The organism is Streptomyces actuosus, from assembly GCF_016921115.1.
Lineage (GTDB): Bacteria > Actinomycetota > Actinomycetes > Streptomycetales > Streptomycetaceae > Streptomyces > Streptomyces actuosus_A.
The window spans coordinates 37,171-59,710 of the sequence record NZ_JAFFZS010000025.1; the positions used below are offsets into that span (position 1 = coordinate 37,171).

Annotated in this window: 21 protein-coding genes; 9 read left to right on the top strand and 12 right to left on the bottom strand. The window is 73.8% G+C overall.

Annotated features, from left to right (window positions below):
* Nucleotides 1-40 precede the first annotated feature (40 nt).
* From JS756_RS25510 to JS756_RS25530, 5 genes are read left to right on the top strand one after another with little or no spacing between them, the layout of a single operon-like run.
* Entirely contained in the window at nt 41-3,094 is a 3,054-nt protein-coding gene (locus JS756_RS25510) for a sensor histidine kinase (protein WP_205385536.1), read from the top strand.
* The gene (locus tag JS756_RS25515; RefSeq protein WP_205385537.1) at nt 3,091-3,603 is read left to right on the top strand and encodes a roadblock/LC7 domain-containing protein; all 513 of its coding nucleotides are present in this window, start codon (nt 3,091-3,093) and stop codon (nt 3,601-3,603) included. The genes JS756_RS25510 and JS756_RS25515 overlap by 4 nt, the downstream gene beginning before the upstream one ends.
* A complete protein-coding gene (locus JS756_RS25520; RefSeq protein WP_205385538.1) occupies nt 3,600-4,049 on the top strand; it encodes a DUF742 domain-containing protein in 450 nt (149 codons plus the stop codon). The genes JS756_RS25515 and JS756_RS25520 overlap by 4 nt, the downstream gene beginning before the upstream one ends.
* Nucleotides 4,030-4,665: a GTP-binding protein gene (locus JS756_RS25525; protein ID WP_205385539.1), complete on the top strand. Its 636-nt coding sequence runs from the start codon at nt 4,030-4,032 to the stop codon at nt 4,663-4,665. Before JS756_RS25520 ends, JS756_RS25525 begins: the two co-directional genes overlap by 20 nt.
* A 23-nt stretch (nt 4,666-4,688) precedes the next feature.
* The gene (locus JS756_RS25530) at nt 4,689-5,945 is read left to right on the top strand and encodes a styrene monooxygenase/indole monooxygenase family protein (RefSeq protein ID WP_205385540.1); all 1,257 of its coding nucleotides are present in this window, start codon (nt 4,689-4,691) and stop codon (nt 5,943-5,945) included.
* A 123-nt stretch (nt 5,946-6,068) separates the two neighbouring features.
* Here JS756_RS25530 and JS756_RS25535 read toward each other — a convergent pair whose 3' ends face one another.
* The 4 genes from JS756_RS25535 to JS756_RS25550 all read right to left on the bottom strand — a co-directional run bounded on the left by JS756_RS25535 (nt 6,069) and on the right by JS756_RS25550 (nt 10,057).
* On the bottom strand, nt 6,069-7,223 hold the full coding sequence (locus tag JS756_RS25535; RefSeq protein WP_307791054.1) for a C40 family peptidase: 1,155 nt from the start codon (nt 7,221-7,223) through the stop codon (nt 6,069-6,071).
* Nucleotides 7,224-7,325: 102 nt separating this feature from the next.
* Nucleotides 7,326-7,640, bottom strand: a complete 315-nt coding sequence (locus tag JS756_RS25540) for a DUF8847 domain-containing protein (RefSeq protein WP_307791057.1) — start codon at nt 7,638-7,640, stop codon at nt 7,326-7,328.
* A 351-nt stretch (nt 7,641-7,991) separates the two neighbouring features.
* Nucleotides 7,992-8,648 (bottom strand): TetR/AcrR family transcriptional regulator, encoded by a 657-nt coding sequence (locus JS756_RS25545; RefSeq protein ID WP_205385543.1) that lies wholly within the window; start codon nt 8,646-8,648, stop codon nt 7,992-7,994.
* A 470-nt stretch (nt 8,649-9,118) separates the two neighbouring features.
* Nucleotides 9,119-10,057 (bottom strand): AurF N-oxygenase family protein, encoded by a 939-nt coding sequence (locus JS756_RS25550; protein ID WP_205385544.1) that lies wholly within the window; start codon nt 10,055-10,057, stop codon nt 9,119-9,121.
* A 164-nt stretch (nt 10,058-10,221) separates the two neighbouring features.
* Here JS756_RS25550 and JS756_RS25555 point away from each other — a divergent pair, with 164 nt between their 5' ends.
* Nucleotides 10,222-11,331 carry a ferritin-like domain-containing protein gene (locus JS756_RS25555; RefSeq protein ID WP_205385545.1) on the top strand — a complete coding sequence of 370 codons (1,110 nt, stop codon included), beginning with the start codon at nt 10,222-10,224 and terminating at the stop codon, nt 11,329-11,331.
* 36 nt (nt 11,332-11,367) lie between these two features.
* Nucleotides 11,368-12,231, top strand: coding sequence for a hypothetical protein (locus JS756_RS25560; RefSeq protein ID WP_240204359.1), 864 nt, complete (start codon nt 11,368-11,370; stop codon nt 12,229-12,231).
* 99 nt (nt 12,232-12,330) lie between these two features.
* On the opposite strand, the gene JS756_RS25565 is transcribed toward JS756_RS25560, so the two are convergent.
* The 7 genes from JS756_RS25565 to JS756_RS25595 form a co-directional block, all read right to left on the bottom strand.
* Nucleotides 12,331-12,939 (bottom strand): DUF3291 domain-containing protein, encoded by a 609-nt coding sequence (locus JS756_RS25565; protein WP_205385547.1) that lies wholly within the window; start codon nt 12,937-12,939, stop codon nt 12,331-12,333.
* Between the two features lie 45 nt (nt 12,940-12,984).
* A complete protein-coding gene (locus tag JS756_RS25570) occupies nt 12,985-14,442 on the bottom strand; it encodes a penicillin-binding transpeptidase domain-containing protein (protein WP_205385548.1) in 1,458 nt (485 codons plus the stop codon).
* Nucleotides 14,439-15,806, bottom strand: coding sequence for an FtsW/RodA/SpoVE family cell cycle protein (locus tag JS756_RS25575; protein WP_205385549.1), 1,368 nt, complete (start codon nt 15,804-15,806; stop codon nt 14,439-14,441). The genes JS756_RS25570 and JS756_RS25575 overlap by 4 nt, the downstream gene beginning before the upstream one ends.
* A gap of 88 nt (nt 15,807-15,894) precedes the next feature.
* Complete coding sequence (locus tag JS756_RS25580; protein WP_205385550.1) at nt 15,895-16,446, bottom strand: SH3 domain-containing protein; 552 nt, start codon at nt 16,444-16,446, stop codon at nt 15,895-15,897.
* A 316-nt stretch (nt 16,447-16,762) separates the two neighbouring features.
* Nucleotides 16,763-18,052, bottom strand: coding sequence for an ATP-binding protein (locus JS756_RS25585; RefSeq protein ID WP_205385551.1), 1,290 nt, complete (start codon nt 18,050-18,052; stop codon nt 16,763-16,765).
* Nucleotides 18,049-18,783, bottom strand: a complete 735-nt coding sequence (locus JS756_RS25590; protein ID WP_205385552.1) for a hypothetical protein — start codon at nt 18,781-18,783, stop codon at nt 18,049-18,051. Before JS756_RS25590 ends, JS756_RS25585 begins: the two co-directional genes overlap by 4 nt.
* Nucleotides 18,784-18,862: 79 nt before the next feature.
* Complete coding sequence (locus tag JS756_RS25595; RefSeq protein WP_205385553.1) at nt 18,863-19,369, bottom strand: protein-tyrosine phosphatase family protein; 507 nt, start codon at nt 19,367-19,369, stop codon at nt 18,863-18,865.
* 179 nt (nt 19,370-19,548) lie between these two features.
* On the opposite strand from JS756_RS25595, the gene JS756_RS25600 reads away from it, so the two are divergent.
* Nucleotides 19,549-20,352, top strand: coding sequence for a nuclease-related domain-containing protein (locus JS756_RS25600; protein WP_205385554.1), 804 nt, complete (start codon nt 19,549-19,551; stop codon nt 20,350-20,352).
* A gap of 42 nt (nt 20,353-20,394) precedes the next feature.
* Here JS756_RS25600 and ligD read toward each other — a convergent pair whose 3' ends face one another.
* The gene (ligD, locus tag JS756_RS25605) at nt 20,395-21,276 is read right to left on the bottom strand and encodes a non-homologous end-joining DNA ligase (RefSeq protein WP_205385555.1); all 882 of its coding nucleotides are present in this window, start codon (nt 21,274-21,276) and stop codon (nt 20,395-20,397) included.
* A gap of 62 nt (nt 21,277-21,338) precedes the next feature.
* On the opposite strand from ligD, the gene ku reads away from it, so the two are divergent.
* Nucleotides 21,339-22,448 carry a non-homologous end joining protein Ku gene (gene ku / locus JS756_RS25610; protein ID WP_205385556.1) on the top strand — a complete coding sequence of 370 codons (1,110 nt, stop codon included), beginning with the start codon at nt 21,339-21,341 and terminating at the stop codon, nt 22,446-22,448.
* Nucleotides 22,449-22,540: the final 92 nt, after the last annotated feature.

Sequence of the window (22,540 nt, forward strand, 5' to 3'; positions counted from 1 at the left end):
TCTGGATCCATGGGTACACGAGTCAGGAATGCGAGCACCGGTGCAGAAGACGCGGCCTCGGCGCACAGGCAAGCAGTCGGCCTCCGAGGGGAGCACGGAGCGCACACCCGTCGGCCGGGGACGCCCGACCCATGTACGCAACCGGCTGATCGTCGCCGTCGCGGTGGTGGCCGCCGCCGTCGCGGGAGCCGGCGCCCCCTCCGTCCTCGCCGCCTCGGGGCAGGTGAAGGACTCACAGGACCTGGTGACGCTGGCCGAGCGGACCCAGGGCGCCCTGGTCCTGGCCGACGCCCTCGCCGACGAGCGCGACGACGTCACGTCGTACATCGCCGCCGGACGGCCCAAGTCCAAGGCCCCCGACGAGCAGCGCAGCGCCCGCGTCGACCGCCAGGTCCGCGAACTGCGCGCCGACGACGACCTCCCGGCCGCCCTGCGCAAGGACCTCGACGGCATCGCGACCGTCCGGCGCGCGGCACTCACCGGCAGGAGCGGACCGCTGGAGGCGCACCGGTCCTACTCCGCCACCATCACCGAACTCCACCGCCTCGCCCAGAGCCTGGCCGAGCGGATGCCCTCCCGGGCCGGCTCCGGTGCCCACGCGCTCGCCGAGCTGGACTCCGCCGTGCAGCAGGCCGCCGCCGCGCGCGGCCTGCTGGTCGCCGCGCTCAACGTGCCGACGACCACGCGGACCGTCGTCGACCCGATCACCGGCCTGCCGGAGACCGTCGTAGCCTCCTCGGACGACGACACCAAGCGGCGCGGCGCGCTCACCGCCGCCGCCCAGCAGGCCCGGCTCCGCTCCGACGCCGACCTCGCCGGCTTCCGCGAGACCGCGCCCGACTCCGCCGTCGCCTCCTACGACGCCACCGTCACCGGCCCCGAGAACGACACCGCCGAGAAGTACCTGGACGACCTCACCGACCAGCCCACGCTGGACGAGCACGAGCTGGACACCAGCGCCAAGAAGACCGACGCCGCGCTCTCCGCCCGCGTCGACCTGATGCGCGGCGCCGAGGCCGCCCTCTACGACCGCCGCACCAAGGAACTGGAGCGGCTGCGCGACGAGGACGTCACCGCGCTGGAGATCCGCATCGCCGTCCTCGGAGCCCTGATGCTGCTCGCCGTCGGTGTCGCCACCGGCATGGCCCGCAGTCTCACCCGCCCGCTCGCCGTGCTCCGCCGCGGCTCGGCCCGCCTCGCGCAGGCCGACGACCCGGTGGCCGAGGAGCCCGTCGGGTTCACCGGCCGCAACGACGAGTTCGCCCAGGTCGTCCGTTCCGTCAACGCCCTGCACGCGCATGCCGCGGCCCTCGCCGAGCGCGTCGGCACCCTGGAGGCCGACCGCAAGCACCTCGTCGGCGAGCGTCAGAAGATGGCCGACGCCCGCGAGGAACTGCGCGCCGAACTCGGCGAGGCGGCCGAGCAGTTGCAGCGGCTGCGCGGCAGCATCGGCTCCACCTTCGTCAACCTCGCGCTGCGTACCCTCGGCCTGGTGGAGCGGCAGCTCGCCGTGATCGAGGGAATGGAGGAACGCGAGCAGGACCCCGAGCGCCTCGCGACACTCTTCAAGCTCGACCACTTCGCCACGGTCATGCGCCGGCACAGTGAGAACCTCCTGGTGCTGGCCGGCACCGAGCACGTCCAGCAGCACGTCGGACCGGTGCCCCTGGTCGACGTGGTCCGGGCGGCGGTCAGCGAGATCGAGCGCTACGAGCGGGTCCGCATCGCGGCGCTGCCCCCGCACGCGCACCTGGCGGGCTTCGCCGCCGACGACCTCTCCCACCTGCTCGCCGAACTCATGGAGAACGCCACCTCGTTCTCCCCGCCCGACGTGCCCGTCGAGGTCTCCGGCTGGCTGCTGGAGAGCGGCGAGGTCATGCTCTCCGTCCAGGACGAGGGCATCGGCGCGGCCGACGACCGCCTGGCCCGCCTGAACGCCCGCCTCGCCGACTTCGACCCGAGCACGCCGTACGACCAGGAGGGCGAGGACGGTCTCGGGCTCGGCCTGTACGTCGTGGCCCGCCTCGCCCACCGGCTCGGTGTCCGCGTCCAGTTGCGCGAGCAGAAGCAGGGCGGGGTCGCCGCGGTCGTCGTCCTGCCGGGCACCCTGCTCGCCGAGGCCTCGCCCGCCGCGGTTCCGCCGGCCGTCCGCACCTCGGACGGCACGCAGGCCTTCCGGCTGCCCGGAGCCGACGCCGAGGCCAACTCCAACGCCCTGCACGGCCGCGCCACCGACACCGACCCGGTCGTGGCACTGGCCGAGCGGGCGGTGCGCGAGCGGGGCCACGGCGACATCGGCGAGGTGTCCGGGGCCGTCCCGGACCAGGGGCCACGGACGGAGGCGGCGCCGGAGCCCGCCGCCTCGCCGGAGCCCGGCGGGCCGCTGTCCGAGTCACCCGCCGAGACCACGCTGGCACTGCTGATCCCGGCGCAGCAGTCCGGCCCGGCCGCAACCGGGGCCGCTCCCGGGACCGACGCGGACCCTGCCTCGTGGGCCCGGCCCGGTACCGGGGCCGGCGACCCGGCCGACCCCGCCGCCCCGGCCGCGGGCCCCTCCACGACCGAGGCTCCGGCGCCGGAGCCGGGATCAGGGACCCACGACCGCCCCGGGTCCGTCGAGCGCCCCGGCACCCACCTCCGACCGGAGGCCCACGGGCGACCGGGGACCCCTGACCGTCCCCGGTCCGCGACCGGGTCCGGGAGCGACCACGGAACCGATGCCGGCCCAGCCGGCGACCACGGAAACGACGCCCCGGCCGGGACCGGACCCGGCCAGGGGACCCGGACCGCTGCGGAGCACCAGCGCATCCCGGACGAGGAGGAGCAGCTCACCGCGAAGGGTCTCCCCAAGCGCACACCCAGGATCACCGAATCAGCCAGGGCCCCGCGCCAGCGCGCCGGGTCCGTCGACGCCGAGGCGCTGCGCCGCAGGCTCGGAGGTTTCCGTCGGGGGGCGGAGGCGGGCTACCGCGACGCGGAGGCCGAGACCACCGAGCAGACGGCCCAGGACCGGGCACCCCACGCACCAACCGCACCAGGAACCACACAAGCAGAAGAAGACACGGGGGGCACAGTCGAGGAGGCAAGCAGTTGACCGCGCCCAGTACCTTCGGACTGAGCACTGAAGCCCGCAATCTGCACTGGCTGCTGACCAATCTCGTCGAGGAGGTGCCCGGCATCCTGTCGGTCGCGGTGGTCTCCTCCGACGGCCTGCTCCTGCTCTCCTCCGACCCCGGCAGGAACCAGGAGGCCCGGCAGGCCCCGGGCGCCCGCCCGGCGGGTCCGCGCGGCTCCGCCGCCGACCTCGCCACCGTCGTGTCCGGCATCGGCAGCCTCACCGTCGGCGCCGCGCGGCTCATGGAGTTCGGCGGGGTCCGGCACACCATGGTCGCCATGGACGAAGGCAGCCTGTTCGTCATGTCGATCAGCGACGGCTCGCTGCTGGGCGTGCACGGCTCCGCAGAGTGCGACATGACTGTCGTGGCGTACCACATGGCCCTGTTCGTCGGCCGGGCCGGTCACGTCCTGACCCCCGAACTCCGCAACGAACTCAGGCAGTCCCTGGAAGCCGAGCCGGCGGCGGCGCCGGGGAGCGGCCGATGAGCGGCAGCAACGGTTCGTCGAACAGACTCCCGGTCCGCGGTGCCGACCGCAGGCCGGCCCGTGTCCGGCCCTACTCGCTCACCGGCGGGCGGACCCGCTTCGGCCACGTGCTCCTCGTCGAGACCTTCGTGGCCGCACTGGAACCCGCCGAGGAGCGCCCGGAACTGACGGGGGGCGGGGTGCTCGCGGCGGTCGGCCCGCAGGGTACGCTCGCCCCCCGCGTGATGCCGGAGATGGGGGCCATCGTCGAACTGTGCCGCCGGATGCGCACGGTGGCCGAGATCGCCGCGTTGCTGAGAATGCCGCTCGGCGTGGTCCGCGTGCTGCTGAGCGACCTCGCGGACCAGGGAAAGATCCGTGTGTACGGCACCGGAACCGGTCACGGTACGGGCCGGCCGGACCGCGCGCTGCTGGAAAGGGTGCTGAGTGGACTCCGCCGTCTCTGACGCCGTGGGCGTCTCCCCACTCGTCGAGCCCGACGACGACCTGAAAGCCTGGCAGACGGACCGCACCCGGGCGCCCGTCGCCACGAAGATAGTCGTGGCCGGCGGCTTCGGCGTCGGCAAGACGACGCTGGTCACCTCCGTCTCGGAGATCACGCCCCTGCAGACCGAGGCACTGATGACCGAGGCGAGCGAGGAGACCGACGACCTCACCGCCGTACCGGGCAAGCTCACCACCACCGTGGCCATGGACTTCGGCCGCATCACGCTCGACGACGACCTGGTGCTCTACCTGTTCGGCACGCCGGGTCAGCAGCGGTTCTGGTTCATGTGGGACGACCTGGCGCGCGGCGCGATCGGCGCCGTCGTCCTGGCCGACACCCGCCGCCTGAAGGACTGCTTCCCGGCGCTGGACTACTTCGAGAGCTGCGGGATGCCGTACGTCGTCGCGGTCAACCACTTCGACGAGAGCGAGGTGTTCGAGCCGGAGGACGTGCGCGAGGCCCTCACGATCCCGCCGCACATACCTGTCATGATCATGGACGCGCGGCGCCGGATCTCGGCCATCGAGACGCTCCTCGCCCTCGTGGCCCACGCGCTCGAGGAAACCCCCGAGTAGTCCATCTAGGAGAGACGTTCCGCATGCGGAAGATACTCGTCGTAGGGGCCGGTCAGTCCGGTCTCCAGCTCGCCCTCGGCCTCCAGTCGCACGGCTACGAGGTCACCCTGATGTCGAACCGGACCGCGGACGAGATCCGCTCCGGCCGGGTCATGTCCACGCAGTGCATGTTCGACACGGCGCTGCGGCACGAGCGCGATCTCCAGCTGAACTTCTGGGAGTCCCAGGCTCCGAAGATCGAGGGGCTCGGCGTCTCGGTGGCCGCCCCCGGCTCCTGGGCCGAAGGCCCCTCGGCCCGCGCGATCGACTGGGTGGGCAGGCTCGACGGGTACGCGCAGTCGGTCGACCAGCGCGTGAAGATGGCCGGGTGGCTGGAGACCTTCGCGCAGCGCGGGGGGCAGCTGGTCATCCACGGCGCGGCCGTCTCCGACCTCGACTACTTCTCCCGTACCTACGACCTGGTGCTCGTCTCGGCCGGCAAGGGCGAGCTGGTCTCCATGTTCGAGCGGGACGCGGACCGGTCCCCCTACAGCGAGCCGCAGCGCGCGCTGGCCGTCGCCTACGTGCACGGCCTGGGCCCGCGCCCCGAGCACCCCGACTTCGACGCGGTCCGCTGCAACCTCGTCCCCGGCGTCGGCGAGCTGTTCGTCATGCCGACGCTGACCACCTCCGGCCGCGCCGACATCCTCTTCTGGGAGGGCGTACCTGGCGGCCCCCTCGACGTCTTCCAGGGTGTCAAGGACCCCGCGCGGCACCTCTCCCTGACCCTGGAACTCATGGAGCGGTACACCCCCTGGGAGTACGCACGGGCCACCGAGGTCGAACTGACCGACGCCGGCGGCGTGCTGAGCGGCCGGTACGCCCCCACCGTCCGCAAGCCCATCGGCCGGCTGCCCTCCGGCGGCCTCGTCCTCGGCGTCGCCGACGTGGTCGTCGCCAACGACCCGATCACCGGCCAGGGCGCCAACTCCGCCGCCAAGTGCGCCGCGTCCTACCTGGCGTCGATCCTGGAGCACGGGGAGAAGCCGTTCGACGAGGCGTGGATGCGGGGGACCTTCGAGCGGTACTGGGCAACGGCCCAGCACGTCACGAAGTGGACCAACGCCATGCTGGCGCCGCCGCCCGAGCACGTGCTGAACCTGATCGGGGCGGCCGGCCAGGTCCAGCCGGTGGCGGATCGGTTCGCCAACGGCTTCGACAACCCGGCCGACTTCGAGGAGTACTTCTACGACCCCGAGAAGGCCGGGGCCTATCTCGCCTCGGTGGCCCCCCAGGGCTGAGCGCTCCGTCTGTCGTGCCGCGGCCCGACATCCGTCGACCGCGGCGTCGTCGTGGCCGGTCGCGCCGTTCCCCGCGCCTTCTCGGGGGCGCTGCCGGACCGCGGTGGACGTCGCCCGACCTGCTCAGGACCCCACGCCCCGCGACCGCAGGTCCCGCGCCCGGGGCTCCTCGGTGCCGGGGTCCGGGAGCCTCGCCGGCTGCGGGTCCGGCGCGGCCGTCCGGCCGGCGTCCCGGGCCGCCGCGGGGTCCGCGTCCGGTCGCACGGCTCCCAGGATCGGGTGCGACGCGATCGGGGAACGCCTGATCGTCTCCCCGGTGCGCGGTGCCTGGATCACCATGCCCTTCCCCGCGTAGATCGCCACGTGCGTGGCGTCCGCGAAGTACAGGACGAGGTCGCCCGGCCGCAGGTCGCTCAGCGGGACACGGGGCAGCTCGGCCCACTGCTCCTGGCTGGTGCGGGGGATGGGGGTGCCCGCGGTGGCCCAGGCCTCGGCGGTCAGGCCCGAGCAGTCGTAGGAATCCGGGCCCTGTGCGCCCCACGCGTAGGGCTTGCCGAGCTGCCGCTCCGCGAAGCGCAGGGCGCGGTCGCCTGCCGCGGACGGCTTGCCGTCGTCGGCGAGGGCGCCGGAGGCGGTCAGCTCCTCCTGGGCGTGGTCGACGCCGGCCCGTTCCAGCTCGGCCAGCTCGGCGAGCCGGTCCGCGGGGAGGGAGGCGAGCAGTTTCTCGACGGCGGCCAGCCGTTCGCGGACGTCGTCGCGTGCCTTCTTCCGCCGTTCGGCGAGGGTGAGCCGGCCGTCCAGGGCCTTGCGGGCCGCCCGGGCCAGATCGCGGCTCCGGCGCTCGGTGCCCTCCAGCCGTGCCACCGTCTGCGCCCGCTCCCGGGCCAGCCGGCCGATCACATGCCCCTGGTCCAGGGCGTGCTGGGGGTCGCGGGCGAGTAGCAGCCGCACGTACGGGGAGAACGCGGTGCTGTTCTGGTACTGCTGCCGCGCCAGCCGGCCCGCGGCGCCCAGACTGTCGTGCAGGGTGAGCCGCGCGCGGGCGAGCGCGCTGTCGAGCCGTTCGGTCTCCGTGCGGCTCTTCTTCAGCTCCTCCTCGGCGGCGTTGTAGGCCTCGGTGGCCTGCTCCGCCTCCCGGTACAGCCGCTGAAGGTCCGTCAGCAGCTCGGCGGCGGACCGCTCGCCGGGATCCGGCGCGGCGACCGCGGGCACGGGCGCGAGGACTGCCTGGGCCGCCAGCGCCGCCGTACAGGCCAGACGCACGAACCTTCCTGACACGACATCACCTCCGGTGCGGGCAAGGAGTGCGCTCCGCACCGTGAGCATGCGACGGGCCGCGCGGGTCCGCGCGCGGAGCGTGCGCGGTTCGGCGCAACGGCGTCACCCGTCGGCGGCATCCGGCGTGCCGCCCGGCGTGTTCCCCGGCCTGCCGCCCGGTTTCGACCAGGGCCACTTCAGGCCGCTCCCGGTGTCGCCCTCCGGGGCGTAGGCGTACTTCCAGCCGCGCGGCAGGTTCAGCCGCTTGCTGTACCCGCGCGGCACGCGCCGGTAGACGAGGACGGTCGGGGGGCCGCCTGCGGCGTCCGGGACCGGGATGCGGTAGATCTTCGGCGGATGCCCGGTCGGCCCCAGCAGCACCGGCAGGACCCGGCCGTCCATGGGCCCGCCCTCGAAGGGGGTGTCTTCGCTCTTCACGCCACCAGTGTCGGGCATCCGTCCCCGGCGGCGGCGCCGCAGGTCCCGGCACCGGGCACCCGCATGTCTCCCGGCGCCTGCCCGCGTGGTGCCGTCCCCGGCGGACCGATCGGCGTGCCGTGCCGTGGGCGCACGCGGCTCCACCGCCCGGCGCCCGCCACGTGCCGGTCCGGCCGACCCCGGTGCCGAGACTCCGCCTTCGCCGGCTGGCCCCCTGCCCCGGCTCCGGCCCCGGCTCCCGCGCCGCGGCCAGGCGTGACGAGGCGCTCGGCCTCCCCCCGCCTCCGCGCCCGCCGCCCGCGGCGGGTGGGCTTTGCCCGTCCTGAGCCCTTCGGCGCCGGTCCGGCCGCGTCAGGACTCGTCGGCCGACAGCGCGGAGACCAGCGAGGCCGTCTGCTCATCCCGTGCGGCGGTCACGCCGAGCACCGCGACGAACTGCTCCACGAGCCAGTCGCGCAGCTCGTCGGCCGGCGGTTGCTTCTCCTCGTCGAGCCAGATGAGCGAGGCCGCCTCCACAGCCGTGATCCACATCCGGACGGTCATCCGCAGCCGGGGGCCCGGCTCCGTGACCCCCAGGTGGCGCAGGATGTGCTCCGCGGCGGCCCGGCGCACCCCGTCGACGATCGCGCCGGTCCGGGAGGTCTCCACCACGCTGCCGCCCTGGAGCAGGGCGCTGAACCCGGCGTCGTGCTGGTCCACGAAGGCCAGGTAGCGGTCGAGGGCACGGGCCAGGCGGGGCAGCAGCGGACCGGTGCGCGGCTCGTCGAAGCACAGCTCCAGCTCCGCGGCGGCCGACCTGAGCGCCGCCTCGTACAACTGCTGCTTGCCTCCGGGGAAGTACCGGTACACCAGGGGGCGCGACACTCCCGCCGCCTCCGCCACGTCGTCCAGCGACACCTCCTCCGGGGCCCGGTGCGCGAACAGCGACAGAGCGGCGTCGAGCAGCTGGCTGCGCCGCTCCTCGACGCTGAGGCGGCGGTAGGCGGGGGTGGGGGCGGAGGGGGTCATGACCGGCAGCGTAACCGGTGCCTCTCGCCGGTTTCCCGGTGCCACGTCAGGCGGTGTCCGCCCCGCCGTGGCGGTCGGCACACCCCGGCGCGGTACGCGCGCAGAGCCCGGGTGAGCCCGGTACGGGGACGCCCGGTACGAGGGCGCCCGGCCGAAGCGCCGGGCGGACGCACCGGACCCGCCGCGTGCCGCTCCGGACAGCCCGGACCCCGCCGCAGGGCCGCGCCGCCCGCACGGCCGCCCCGCCCCGCCCCGCACGGTCGGGCGGATCCCGCCTCACGGTCGGGCGGCCCCCCGCCGCGCCGACCCCGCCCCGCGCCGGACGGACGGCCCCGACGCGGCTCCGGGCGGGTCGGGCCGAGTCCACTGCAGGACGGTGGTGCACCGAAGGGGCGCGGGTGCCTGCGCGACCGGCCACGACGGCGCCGCGGCCGACGGGACGGCACACCGCGGCACGTGCAGCGGAGCGCTCAGGCCAGCAGCCCCGACGCCCGCCACAGACGGCGCCCCACCCCCCGCAGCACCCCGATGTCGTCCAGGAAGTCCGTCAGTCGCTTCGCGCCGCTCTGCATGACCTCGCGCCGGTGCCCGCTGGCCTTCACCTGCGCCATCGCCTCCCGCTGGTCCAGACCCACGTTCGGGTAGACCTCGGGGTTGACGAAGGCGACCGAGAAGACGCGGGCGAACTCGCCGGACGTGACCCGGGTGAACTCCTGCGACCACTTCGGTGCGGTCACCATCTGGCGGCGCAGCTCCTCGCGGGCGTAGCGCACGTGCCGGGCCTCCTCCACGACGTGGATCCGTGTCACGCCGCGGATCAGCGGCTGCACCCGCTCGTCGGGGAACGTCAGGCGCTGCATCCAGTCCAGGACCTCCTCGCCGAGCAGCGTGGCGGTGAAGGAGCCCGGGGTGGTGGAGATGGTCTTGAACAGGCGTCCGAGGTTCCGGTGCGCCCGGCTGACCGGGTACCAGGGCGTGCCGCCCCGGGAGATCACCCGCGCGAACATCTTCGAGTGACGGCACTCGTCCTCGATCTCGGTCAGCGCGTAGCGCACGTGGGCGCTCGTGGCCGCCTTGTCGTAGATGTGCCGGACGAGCAGCTGCATGAGGATGAGCTCGAACCAGATGCCGAGGGAGGCGAGGGCCGCGGCCTCGTGCTGGGAGAGCAGGATCCGCTGTTCCTCGCTCATCCGTTTCCACATCGGAGTGTCGTAGAGCGACACCAGCTCCGGGGGCCAGAACCACTTGCCCTCCTCGAAGGGCGCGTCCCAGTCCAGCTCCTCGTCCGGGTCGAAGGAGTGCTTGGCGGAAGAGGCGAGCAGCCGCTCGGCCACCTGCTCCCGGTCCTTGAGCAGGCCGAGAGCGTCGCGCAGCCCGTCCAGCGCGTCGGCTTCCGTCAGGGTCGTCATGGCTGATCCACCTCGTCGTACGGGGGCGTGGCGGGACTCGGCCCGCGGGGCATGGTGGTGTCACCCACCGGTCACGCTCTTATGAGACTGCCTGTCAGCAAGGCCGTCAATCCCTTGCGCGAGACTTGTTGACCCGATGTCTACCTCGTGTGAACCTGCGACACATGCCGACCTACGACCTGTACGCCAACGATCCCGGTGATCCCCACTGGCAGGTACCCGCCTCCGGTGCCGCCCGCTTCGGCTGGGAGTACGACGACGGCCGAGAGCGCCTCCTCGCCCTGTACCAGAAGGGCAAGGACAAGCAGTGGGACGGTGCCCGCCGCATCGACTGGGACCTGGAGGTCGACCCGTACGACCCGCTCGGCACCCCCGACGAGGCGATGTCCCTGTACGGGACCAGGTACTGGGCGAAGCTCAGCGACAAGGACCGCGGGAACCTGCGCCGGCACTACGCGTCCTGGCAGTTCAGTCAGTTCCTGCACGGCGAGCAGGGCGCGATGATCTGCGCGGCGAGGATCGTGGAGTCCGTGCCCGACATGGACGCCAAGTTCTACTCGGCCACCCAGACCATGGACGAGGCCCGGCACGCCGAGATCTACGGCCGCTTCCTGCACGAGAAGATCGGCCTGCTCTACCCGATCAACGACAACCTCCAGGCGCTGCTGGGCGACACCCTGCGCGACAGCCGCTGGGACATGCCCTACCTCGGGATGCAGGTGCTGATCGAGGGCCTCGCCCTGGCCGCCTTCGGCATGATCCGCGACACCACGGACAAGCCGCTGCCCCAGCAGATCCTCGCGTACGTCATGCAGGACGAGGCGCGGCACGTGGCCTTCGGCCGGATGGCCCTGCGCGACTACTACAAGCAGCTCACCGACGCCGAACTGCGCGAGCGCGAGGAGTTCGTCATCGAGGGCTGCTACCTCATGCGCGACCGCCTGCGCGGCACGGAGGTGCTGGAGAACTTCGGCGTCCCGAAGGCGGAGGCCGAGGCCTTCAGTGAGCAGTCCGAGTTCCTGGCTCTCTTCCGCAAGCTGCTCTTCTCCCGCATCGTGCCCTGCGTCAAGGACATCGGCCTGTGGGGCAAGCGGCTCCAGCAGGCCTATGTCGACATGGGCGTGTTCGAGATGGGCGACTCCAACCTGGACCTGCTGATGGCCCAGGACGAGGAGATCGCCGAGAAGCTGGACGCCGAGCGCTTCGCGGCGGAGGAGCGGGATCGGGTGGCGGAGGTGCGGGAGGCGATCGAAGCGGGCACAGCGGAGTCCTGACGCCGCACACCCGTGCAGTACCGTTTCGGCGTGTCCATGCCTCCTCCGCCCCAGAGCCCGAACGGCCCCGCGAACCCCTACGGGGCGCCGCCGGGCCCCTACGGCCCCTCGCCCGCGCCGCACCACGGAACGGCCCACCCGCAGCAGCCGTACGGCCCCCAGCCGGTACCGCCACCGGGCCCCTACGGCCCGCAGCCCGCGCCGCATCACGGCGCGCCGTACCCGCAGCCGCCGTACGGCTGGGGCCCGCCGCCGAGGAAGCGGCGGGTCGGGCTGGTCCTGGGGATCGTGGGCGGCGTGGTGGGCGCGGTCGTGGCGGTCGTGGTGGCGCTCGCCATGCTCGGCGCGGCGGCCGAGCGGGGCTTCCCGGAGGCCGAGTACGAACTGTCGGTGCCCGGGACGCTGCTGGACGGCCGCTACGAGCTCGCCGAGGACCTCACCGGCACACAGGGCCAGAAGATCGTGGACGAGGCGGACGGCGCCTGGGACGCCAGGACCGACGGCGCCGCGGTCGGCCGCTACAGCCTGGGCGGGGACGACGCGAAGGGCACCCTGGTGGTGTCGGGCATGTACGGCCGGTTCAAGAACACCGACGCCGCCCGCCGCAACATGATGAAGGGCGCGGCCCGCTCCGAGGGTTCCACGGTGGCCGTGCCGCCCGAGGACTTCCGGCCGGCCGGCGCGGACGGTCTCACCGTGAGCTGCGAGGTCATCACCCAGACGCACGAGGGCACGCGGACGGCCATCCCGGTCTGCGGCTGGGCCGACGACAACACCGGTGCCACCGTCGCCGTGGTGTCCGTGGACACCGTGCACCGGGACCCGGCCGGCATCGACCTGGCGCAGGCCGCGGACGACACCGCGCGGATCCGCGGCGAGATGCGCAGGGCGGTCGGCTGACGCCCGCCACCCCGTCGGCCGATCCGCGCGCCGCCCGCCGCAGCCTCGACGGCCTCGCGCCCGCCGGGCGGGCGACGGGAGCGGGCGCTGGGGAGAGGCTCAGACCGTGCAGCCCAGGCCCTCCGGAAGGTCGCCGGGGACGGGCTCGGCGCCCTGCGGCGGGAAGGACGTGCGCAGCGTGAACGCGTACGGGGCCGGCCCGTTGGCGCGCAGGTGGAGGACGCGGGACTCGGCCTCCTCGACCGTCGGGCGGTGGCCGGCCGGCACCCACCACAGGGCGGTCATCGCCTCCTCCACCCGCTCGAACCACTCACGGCGGCGGGAGAGCATCTCCCGGTGGCGGCCCTGGTACATGTAGGCCGTCAGGGAACCGGGGTCCCGCCACACCGACATGTTGACGATCAGCCAGGCGTCGCCGAACACCGGGACGTCGGTCGCGTCGCCGCCGTCCGACTCGAGTCGCCAGACGAACCCTTCGGACGCCTCGGCGTCGGCGTTCACCGGGTCGAGGTTGTCCACGAAGTCCTTCAGCTCCGGGGAGTCCAGCGGGAACCGGAGGCGGGCGATGTTGACCTGGGCGAGTTCGAAGTCTGCGGCGGGCCCCGGGGACCCGGTGGTCCCGGGGGAGGCGGAAGCGGCGGATCCGGCACCGGTTTCGGCGGGAGCTGAGGTCCCGTGCGGGTCGGAGGACGTGGCGGCTTCGGTCATGGCCGAACGGTAGGTCGGCCGCCCGTGCCGACGGCACCCCCCGTCTCAGGATCCGAGCACCGCCCGCATCACCGCCCGCGCGATCGGCGCCGCGTCCCCGCCGCCGCTGATCTCCCCGCGGTCGGCCGCGGCGTCCTCCACCACCACCGCCACGGCGACCGACGGCTGGGCCTGCCGCGGTCCCTGCGCCCAGGAGATGAACCAGGCGTACGGCGTACCGGAGTTGCCGAGTCCGTGCTGGGCGGTGCCGGTCTTGCCGCCCACGATCGCGCCGGGAATCGCAGCGTTGGTGCCGGTGCCCTCGCGCACCACGTCGCTCATCAGCTCCCGCAGCCGCAGCGCCGTCCCGGGGCGCATCGCCTGCCGGACCGGGCGCAGGCCCGCCGCGGACACCGTGGTGCCGCCCGCCCGCACGGTCCGTTCCACCAGGTACGGCGCACGCACCTGCCCGCCGTCGGCCACCGCCGCCGCGACCATCGCCATCTGCAGCGGCGTGGCCCGGGTGTTGTACTGGCCGATCGAGGACAGCGCGAGCTGCGCCTTGTCCAGGGTGGTGTCGAAGGTGCTGCGGGTGACCGCGAACGGGACCCGCAGCCCGGGGTCGTTGAAGCCGAAGTTCCGCGCCGCGGCCACCATCGCCTCGGCGCCCACCCGGACGCCCAGCCGCGCGAACACGGTGTTGCACGACCACTCGAAGGCATCGCGCAGCGGCGCGTCCTCGCAGCCGTCGCCCTCGTTGGTCAGACGTGTCCGCGTACCCGGCAGCGTGTACGGGTCGGGGGAGTCGGTCGGCGCGTCGACGTCCGTGACCACGCCGGCGTCCAGTGCGGCCGCCGCGGTCACCACCTTGAACGTGGAGCCCGGAGGATAGGTCTGCCGGACGGCCCGGTTGAGCATCGGCTTGTCGGGGTCGGCGTTGAGGCGGGCCCAGGCGCGTTCCACGTCCGCCCCGTTGCCGGAGAGCAGCGAGGGGTCGTACGACGGGGCCGACACCAGCGCCAGGATCCGCCCGGTCGCCGGCTCGATCGCCGCCACCGCGCCCTTGCGCCCGGCCAGTCCCTCGTACGCCGCCCGCTGCGCGGCCCGGTTCAGTGTGGTGACCACGTCGCCACCGGGCGCGCGCTGCCGGGTCAGGTCCTTCAGCAGGGCGAGCGGCGACAGCAGCGGGTCGGTGCCGGCGAGAACGGCGTCCTCGGTGTGCTCCAGCAGGGTCGTGCCGTACACCTGGGAGGCGAATCCGGTGACGGGGGCGTACAGCGGGCCGTCGGCGTAGGTGCGTTCGTAGCGCAGCTGCTCCCGGGTGTCCTTCGAGCCGGTGACCGGTCGGCCGGCGACCAGGATGTCCCCGCGGGGCTGGCCGTAGCGGGCGATGACGGGGCGGCGGTTGGCCGGGTTGTCGTCGTAGACGCGGGACTGGACGACCTGGACGCGGGCCGCGTTGACGAGCAGGGCCGCGAGCAGCAGGGTGCAGAAGACGGCGGCGTACCGGATGTAGCGCGTCACGGGGCCACCTGCCCGTCGTACTGGCGGCGGGCGCAGTGGCTGACCCGGATCAGCAGGGCGACGATGGCCCAGTTGGTGACCACGGAGGAACCCCCCTGGGCGAGGAACGGCAACGCCATGCCGGTCAGCGGGATCAGGCCCGTCACCCCGCCCGCGATGACGAACACCTGGAGCGCGAGGATCGAGGCGAGCCCGACGGCGAGCAGCCGGCCGAACGGCTCGCGCAGCGACAGCCCGGCCCGGTAGCCGCGCTCCACCAGCAGCGCGTAGAGGAGGAAGAGCGCCGAGAGCCCGGCCAGGCCCAGTTCCTCGCCCGCGGTGGCCAGGATGAAGTCCGACTTGGCGGCGAACCCGATGAGCACGGAGTGCCCGAGGCCGAGTCCGGTGCCCAGCATTCCGCCGGCCGCGAAGGCGAACAGCGACTGGGCCAGCTGGTTGGGCCCCTGCCCCGCCTCGATCGAGGCGAACGGATGCAGCCAGTCCTCCACGCGCGCGTGGACATGCGGCTCCAGCCGGCCCACGGCGACCGCGCCGAGGGCGGCGAGCAGCAGGCCGACCGCGATCCACCCGGTCCGTCCCGTGGCCACGTACAGCAGCACCACGAACAGCCCGAAGAACAGCAGCGAGGTGCCCAGGTCCCGCTCCAGGACCAGCACCCCGACGCTCAGCAGCCACACCGTGAGGATCGGGCCGAGGACGCGGCCGGTGGGCAGTTGCATCCCCCAGACGCGGCGCCCCGCGTACGCCAGCGCGTTGCGGTTGGCGGCCAGGTACGCCGCGAAGAACACCGCCAGCAGCACCTTGGCGAACTCGCCCGGCTGGATGGAGAAACCGGCGATCCTGATCCAGATGCGGGCGCCGTTGACGGCCGGGAACAGGATCGGCAGCGTGAGCAGGGCGAGGGCGGCGGCGACACAGACGTAGCTGTAGCGCTGGAGCACCCTGTGGTCCCGCAGCGCGGCGACGACCACCGTGAACAGGGCCACGCCGAGCGCGGACCACACCAGTTGGGTGGGCGCGGCCCGGTCGTGCGGAGTCTCCAGGTCCAGTCGGTAGATGAGGACCAGCCCCAGACCGTTGAGCAGCACCCCGATCGGCAGCAGCAGCGGATCGGCGTAGGGCGCGCGCAGCCGCACCGCCAGGTGCGCGAGCAGCGCGAGCACGCCGAGCCCGGCGCCGTAGCCGACGGCGCCGGGCGGCAGGGAGCCGGTGCGGGCGAGTCCGACGGCGCAGTATCCGTACACCGACAGCAGGACGGCGAGGACGATGAGGGCGAGTTCGATGCCGCGGCGCCGGGGGCGGCGGACCGCGCGTGCGGGGGCGTCGGCCGCCGCGACGGCGGTACCTGTTCCGACCTTCGTCATGTCCGGAACTTACCCAAATAGGGCGAGTTGCTCGCGGTGGGGGCCGCGCGCGCCGCACCTGCCGGGCCGGTCGATCGCTCCCCTGGCGTCAGCACCAGCGGGGCGCGGGGCCGAGGTTGTCGATGTAGGCGGCAGAACCCCAGGCCCAGGTGCCGTCCGTGAGGAGGTACCACAGGGGGTTGCCGTGGATCTTCTGGCCCGGCGTCTTGCAGAAGATCGAGACGATCTGGCCGCGGTGCGCCGTACGGATCACCTGGCTGCCCCGGTTGGGCGCGCTGCGCAGCAGCAGCGTGTCGGCGGTGACGACGCCCCGGTACAGGCGCTGTTCGTCGTGCCCGCCGTGGTGGTCGCCGCTCCACTCACCGCGCCCGTCCCCGCTGTCCTGCCGGGCGGCTCCGGAGCCGTTGCCTCCGGAGCCGTTGCCCCAGTTGTTGCCGTCCTGTCGGGCGGCTCCGGAGGTGTTGTCTCCGGAGCCGTTGCCCCAGTTGTTGCCGTCCTGTCGGGCGGCTCCGGAGGTGTTGTCTCCGGAGCCGTTGCCCCAGTCGCCGTCGGCGGCGGCGGGGGTGACGGCGGCGACGGTGGCGAGGGTGCCGGCGGCCCCGGCTATGGCGATACGGGTGAGGGCGGAGCGCAGGGACATGGCGCATACCTCCATAAGGGAGCGAGGGAGTCGAATCCTGACTAACCGCCACATTAGGAGCGGCCACCCGCCCGCGCGCGCCACGCTGGTCCATCGGAGCCGCAGCGTCCGCCGGGCGGAACCGGCCGGCCGCTCGCCCGGACGGAGGAGGGTTCCCCGCGGACCGCGTCACCGGGTCGGGGCGCACCGCCGGGCCGCGCGACCGCGCCCCGGCGAGGGGTCGGCGACCGGCTCCCGCGGCGTACGCCGGGGCCTTGCCGGGTCGGGGGCCGAACCCTCGAAGGCCCGGAGTCGTGGCGGGGCGAGGGCGTGCCGGTCAGCCCGCCGTGTCGGGCGGGGGAGCCGTGGGGTCGTCCCCACCCGGCGGCACCGGCGGCAGCGCCACCGTCGCCACGGCACCGCCGTCCTCCGCGTTGGCGAACGCCAGCCGCGCCCCCAGCACCTCGGCCTGGCCCGCGGCGATGGTCAGCCCCAGCCCGTGCCCCTTCGCACCGCCTTCGGTGCGGAACCGCTGCGGGCCGTGCGCCACCAGGTACTCCGGATACCCCTGCCCGTGGTCCCGCACCGTCACCACCGGCCCGTCCACGGTCAGCACCACCGGTCCCCGCCCGTGCCGGTGCGCGTTCGCGACCAGGTTGCCGAGCACCCGCTCCAGGCGCCTCCGGTCGGTCTCCACCCGGGCGTCCCGCTCGATGCGCACCGCGGTCGGTGTCCCCGACGCCCGCACCACCCGCTCGGCCAGCGCCCCCAGTTCCTCGCCGTCCACGTCCAGCCGCTCCCGCCCGGTGTCCAGCCGGGAGATCTCCAGCAGGTCCTCGGTCAGCGTCCGCAGCGCCGCCACCCGGTCGCGCACCAGCTCCGTCGGCCGGCCCGGCGGCAGCAGCTCGGCCGCCGCGTGCAGCCCGGTCAGCGGAGTGCGCAGCTCGTGCGCCACGTCGGCGGTGAACCGCTGCTCGGCCAGCAGCTTGCTCTGCAGCGACGACGCCATGGAGTCCAGGGCGGCGGCGACCGCGGCCACCTCGTCCTGCGGCCGGGTCGGGTCCTTGGTCCGCGGATCGCCCACCCGCGCGTCCAGGTCGCCGCCGCTGATCCGCCGCGCCACCGTGGCGGTGGCGTGCAGCCGCCGCGTCACCCGGGTGACGGCGAACGCGCCGACCAGCAGCGTCGCCCCGATCGCGAGCGCCGACGACCACAGGATCGCCCGGTCCAGTGCTTCGATGGTGCGCGCCTGCTGCGCGTAGTCGACCCGGACCGCCAGCGTCCGCCCGCCGTCCACCGGGCCCGCCGCCCACATCGCGGGCCGCCCCCGTCGGGTGGCCACGACCGTGCCGCGCTCGCCCCCCGCGGCCAGCTCGTGCAGCGGCGCGGGCAGCCCGGCGGGATCGATCCCGGAGCCCGGAACGAGGTGGTCCCCGGCCTCGTACGCCTTCGTCGCGTCCGCCAGCCGCTTCAGCGCCAGTTCACGGGCCTGGCCGACGGTCTGGTCGGTCACCTGCACATGCACCAGGACGCCGAGGAGCGCGGCCAGTGCGCAGCACATCACGGTGATGAACAGGCCCGCCTTCACCGCCAGCGGCCCGGCCCACCGCGGCAGCGGGGGCCTCACTGTGCCTCCGCCGAGGGCGAGGCGGCCGGGCGCCGCGGATGGACCGGGGCGCGGCTGCCGCCGGTGCGGAGCATCTCGTCGTGCGTGAGCAGCATGGTCTTCTGGTCGGGGTCCCACGTCCACTGCAGCCGGTAGTCGTAGCCCGCGACGTCGGACGGCGAGCGGATGATCAGGGACCGACCGGCCAGCTCGACCCCGCTGACCGCGTCCTCCCAGCTCATGACCTGCACCAGCCGGTGCTTCTCGACGGTGTACACGCGTACCGCGGTCAGCGGCCCGGGCAGTTGCCGGAACCCGAGCGTCAGCTCCTCGTGCCCGTCCCCGGTCAGGTCCCGGTAGTAGGGCGTCAGCACGGGGCACCGGGCGCGGTCGCCGCCCGCCCCGCAGTCGTCCATCCGCGCGGCCGTCTCCCGGTACTGCGCCTTCGACCCGGAGTAGTCCTTCGGGTTCGCCCGGATCTCGGCGCGTACCACGGCCACCGGATCGACCTTGCGGATGTCGTCCCCGGGTACCGCGACGCCCTTGACGGCCTCGTGCTTGACCTCGTCGATGTCGAAGGCCGGCGAGGACGCCGGGGTCAGCGACGGCCACAGCCGGACCGGGCTGATGGCGGTCGGCGTGGGGCCGGCGCCGCGCAGGCCGCCGGTGTCGCCGCAGGCCGTGGCGGTCGCCAGCAGGCCGCAGGCGGCCACGGCGGCGAGGGCGGCGCGCGAGCGTCGGCTGCGGGGCACGGGTCTCCTGGGGTCTGGGGGGTGCGAGGGCCCCGTACACCATATTCTCGGGTACGTCCGATTTACCGACCGGACCGTCCTACTCGGCGAGCTCCTCCAGCAGCCGGGCGGTGGACAGCCCGGCCCGCAGGTACTCGGCGAACAGCTCGTTGTGCAGGGCCCACGGCGAGCGACGGGACCGTATCAGCCGGATCGCCTCCTCCGGCGCGTGCCCCCGCCGGACCAGGGCGTGCGCGACGACCAGCCCGGAGCGGTTGTAGCCGTGATAGCAGCGCACCAGCACCCGGCGCCCGGCGTCCAGCGCCTCGCACGCGGCCTCCGCGAGCCGTATCACGCCCGCCAGCTGCGTCCCGTCCAGCGGCCCGTCCGGGATCGCCCACACATGGTGCTCGACCCCCTGGTCCGGGCCGTGGCCGGGCAGCCGCAGCAGCGTCTGCACCAGATCGAACTCGTCGTGCACGACAGCGAACTCCAGCTGCCCCGTCCGCCCCCGGAACTCGTGCCCGCCCATCCACAGGCCCGGCACGATCTCGTTCCACGGGCTCTGCGGAGCCGGCACCTCCGGCTGCCTCCTGCGGGTACGCAACGGCGCCTCCCCAACCGCCCTCCGCCGATCTCTGCGGCGCGTCCGCCCGTGGCCGCGGGCATTCCGCACCCGCCACCCTGGCTGCTCGCCCTTTCGGGATCCCTGGATCCCTCTCAAGGTAACCGCCTTCTTGCCCGTGCAGCACCCCGCCTGTTCCCATGGTCGTGGGGTGATGGTGCATGAGCCGACTGCGCGTCATACCGACCCGGCGACACGGCCGCGACCGGCTGTACGTCTGCCGCACGGACGGCAGGAACATCGCCTGGTACGACCGTGAGGCCGCCCGGGTGAACCTGCTCAGCGAGGACCAGAGAGACGAGGTGATGACGGCGCTCGACCCCTTCATCACGGGCAGGGTCACCGTGGGCCCGCCTCCGCTGCCCGGCCCGGCGGAGCTGGCGCTGCTGTCCCTCCATCCGGACGACGACCTGGCCCCCAACCGCCCCGGAGAGGCCCTCCTGATCGCCCTCGAACGCGACCCCGGCTCGGCCCACCGGCTGCGCCCCGACCCGCGCCGCCGTGCCCTGGAGGCCGAGCAGACCGTCGGGAACGCCCTCGACGCGATGGACATCGCGGGCTGGCGCACCCTGCACTCCGTCCCCCTGCCTGGCGGCGACCGCATCCACCACCTGCTGATCGGGCCCGGCGGCCTGTTCGCCGTCCACACCCGCCACGCCCGCAGGCAGCGGGTCCGCGTCGACGACCCCCTGGTCGCGCTGGGCCGCCGCGACGCCGAGCCACTGCTGCGCCGCGTCCGGGCCGGCGCCGACCGCGCCTGCTACGCCCTGACCGCCGAGGTCCGCCCGGTCCTGGCACTCGTCGGCCCGGCGGACATCGACTTCGCCGCGCCGCCGCGCCAGGTCCGCGTCCTGTCCGACTCGGACCTGGCCGCCCTGGCCCGGCCCGCCGCCGTCCTGAAGCCGGCCGACGTGGAGGCGCTGCACGCGATGGCCCGGGACCGGCACACCTGGTCCCGCGTCTGATCGGCACCACGGCGCGGTCGGGGCCGGGCCCGCCCGGCGGGGTCAGGGCAGCAGGCCGGACCGCTCCGGGTCGAGCAGCGGTGCCAGCAGGTCCCCGTGGTCCCGCAGGCGGGGGGCGAGGTCGGAGGCGGTGAACGCCAGCCGGTCGGGCGCCTCGCACTCCGCCACCTCCGCCCAGGTCACGGGCGCGGACACCCAGGGCCGTGCACGGGCTCGCAGGGTGTAGGGGGCGGCCGTGGTCTTGCGGGCGGCGTTCTGGGACCAGTCCACGAAGACCTTCCCCGGCCGCAGGCTGCGCGTCATCCGGTGCAGGGCGAGCCGCGGCATGGCCTTCTCCGCCTCCACGGCGAGCTGCCGGGCGTAGTCCGACACCTGCTCGGACGACGAGCCGCGCACCCCCGCCAGCAGGTGCAGCCCTTTCGACCCGGACGTCTTCGCGTACGCCTCGATGCCGTCAGCCGCCAGCCGCTCCCGCAGCCACAGCGCGACCTCGCAGCACTCGACGACGGTCGCGGGCGCGCCGGGATCCAGATCGAGGACGAGCCGGTCGGCGACCCCTTGGGCCTGAACCACCCACTGGTGCGTGTGGAACTCGGTGACCAGGTTCGCCGCCCACATCAGGCTCGGCAGATCCTGCACGCACACCATCCGCCCCACCCCGGCCACCCGCGCCACCTCGGCGGTGGTGACCCACTCGGGTGTACCGGGCGGCACGTTCTTGGTGAAGAACACCTGACCCTCCGGCCCGTCCGGATAGCGCAGGAAGGACACCGGCCGGTCCCGCAGATGGGGCAGCAGCACCTCGGCCGCCGTGGCGTAGTAGTGCAGCACTTCGCCCTTGGTGAAGCCGGTCGCCGGGTACAGCACCTTCTCCAGGTTGCTGAGCGCGATCCGGCGCCCCTCCACCTCCGTGATCGGCGTCATACGATGAGAATCCCATGTGAATCACCTGAAACCAGAACAAAAAGATCGAAAGGGTGCTGCTCGTGCGATCCATATGGAACGGAGCCATATCGTTCGGCCTGGTCAGCATCCCGATCAAGCTGGTGAACGCGACGGAGAGCCACTCCGTCTCCTTCCGCCAGATCCACACCGAGGACGGCGGGCGCATCCGCTACCGCAAGGTCTGCGAGCTGGAGGACCGCGAGGTCACCCAGGGGGAGATCGGCAAGGGATTCGAGGACGCCGACGGCACGATCATCCCGATCACCGACGAGGACCTGTCCCGCCTGCCGATCCCCACCGCGAAGACGATCGAGATCGTCGCCTTCGTCCCGGCCGACCGGATCGACCCGCTCCAGATGGACGCCGCGTACTACCTCGCCGCGAGCGGCGCCCCCGCGGCAAAGCCGTACACCCTGCTGCGTGAGGCGCTCAAGCGCAGCAACAAGGTGGCGATCGCCAAGTTCGCGCTGCGCGGCCGGGAGCGTCTGGGCATGCTGCGTGTGGTCGGAGACGCGATCGCCATGCACGGGCTGCTGTGGCCGGACGAGGTGCGCTCCCCGGAGGGCGTCGCCCCGGACACGGGCGTCACCGTCCGTGACAAGGAGCTGGACCTCGCGGACGCGCTGATGGACACCCTCGGAGAGGTCGACCTGGAGGACCTGCACGACGAGTACCGCGAGGCGGTGGAGGAGGTCGTCGCGGCGAAGGTCTCGGGCGAGGCGCCTCCCGAGGCACCCGAGCCGGCCAGGGGTGGCAAGGTGCTGGACCTGATGGCCGCGCTGGAGAGCAGTGTCCGCGCGGCGCGGGAGTCCCGTGGGGAGGACGCCGACGTCAGATCCCTGCCGCAGGACCGGGAGGCCGCGCCCGAGGGGAAGGCCGGAAGGAAGGAGACCGCGGCCACGTCGAAGAGGTCCGCGTCGAAGAGGTCCGCGTCGAAGCGGTCCACGGCGGAGTCGGCCGGGTCCGGCGGGACGGCGAAGAAGGCGGCGCCGAAGAAGAGGGTGGCCAAGAGCACGCCCTCGAAGGGTGGGGAGGCCCGGGGTGCGGCGAAGAAGACGGCGACGGCCGGGACGGCGGCAGGGAAGAAGACTGCGAAGAAGGCCGCGAAGAAGGCCGCGAAGAAGACGGCCTCCCGCAGACGCACGGCGTGAGCGGGGCAGGTGGCGCGCCGTCCGGAGTGCTGCTCGGGGGCGGCGGTGGGTGTCTGGCGGGGCGCTGACCGGGACGCTGCCCGGGGTCCTCG

Excerpts from the sequence above, each read along its gene's own strand:
- JS756_RS25565 (WP_205385547.1), bottom strand. The coding sequence starts at position 12,939 with ATGACCGAAGCCGCCACGTCCTCCGACCCGCACGGGACCTCAGCTCCC.
- JS756_RS25560 (WP_240204359.1), top strand. The coding sequence starts at position 11,368 with ATGCCTCCTCCGCCCCAGAGCCCGAACGGCCCCGCGAACCCCTACGGG.
- JS756_RS25530 (WP_205385540.1), top strand. The coding sequence starts at position 4,689 with ATGCGGAAGATACTCGTCGTAGGGGCCGGTCAGTCCGGTCTCCAGCTC.
- JS756_RS25600 (WP_205385554.1), top strand. The coding sequence starts at position 19,549 with ATGAGCCGACTGCGCGTCATACCGACCCGGCGACACGGCCGCGACCGG.
- JS756_RS25550 (WP_205385544.1), bottom strand. The coding sequence starts at position 10,057 with ATGACGACCCTGACGGAAGCCGACGCGCTGGACGGGCTGCGCGACGCT.
- JS756_RS25520 (WP_205385538.1), top strand. The coding sequence starts at position 3,600 with ATGAGCGGCAGCAACGGTTCGTCGAACAGACTCCCGGTCCGCGGTGCC.
- JS756_RS25555 (WP_205385545.1), top strand. The coding sequence starts at position 10,222 with ATGCCGACCTACGACCTGTACGCCAACGATCCCGGTGATCCCCACTGG.
- ligD (WP_205385555.1), bottom strand. The coding sequence starts at position 21,276 with ATGACGCCGATCACGGAGGTGGAGGGGCGCCGGATCGCGCTCAGCAAC.
- JS756_RS25575 (WP_205385549.1), bottom strand. The coding sequence starts at position 15,806 with ATGACGAAGGTCGGAACAGGTACCGCCGTCGCGGCGGCCGACGCCCCC.
- JS756_RS25580 (WP_205385550.1), bottom strand. The coding sequence starts at position 16,446 with ATGTCCCTGCGCTCCGCCCTCACCCGTATCGCCATAGCCGGGGCCGCC.
- JS756_RS25545 (WP_205385543.1), bottom strand. The coding sequence starts at position 8,648 with ATGACCCCCTCCGCCCCCACCCCCGCCTACCGCCGCCTCAGCGTCGAG.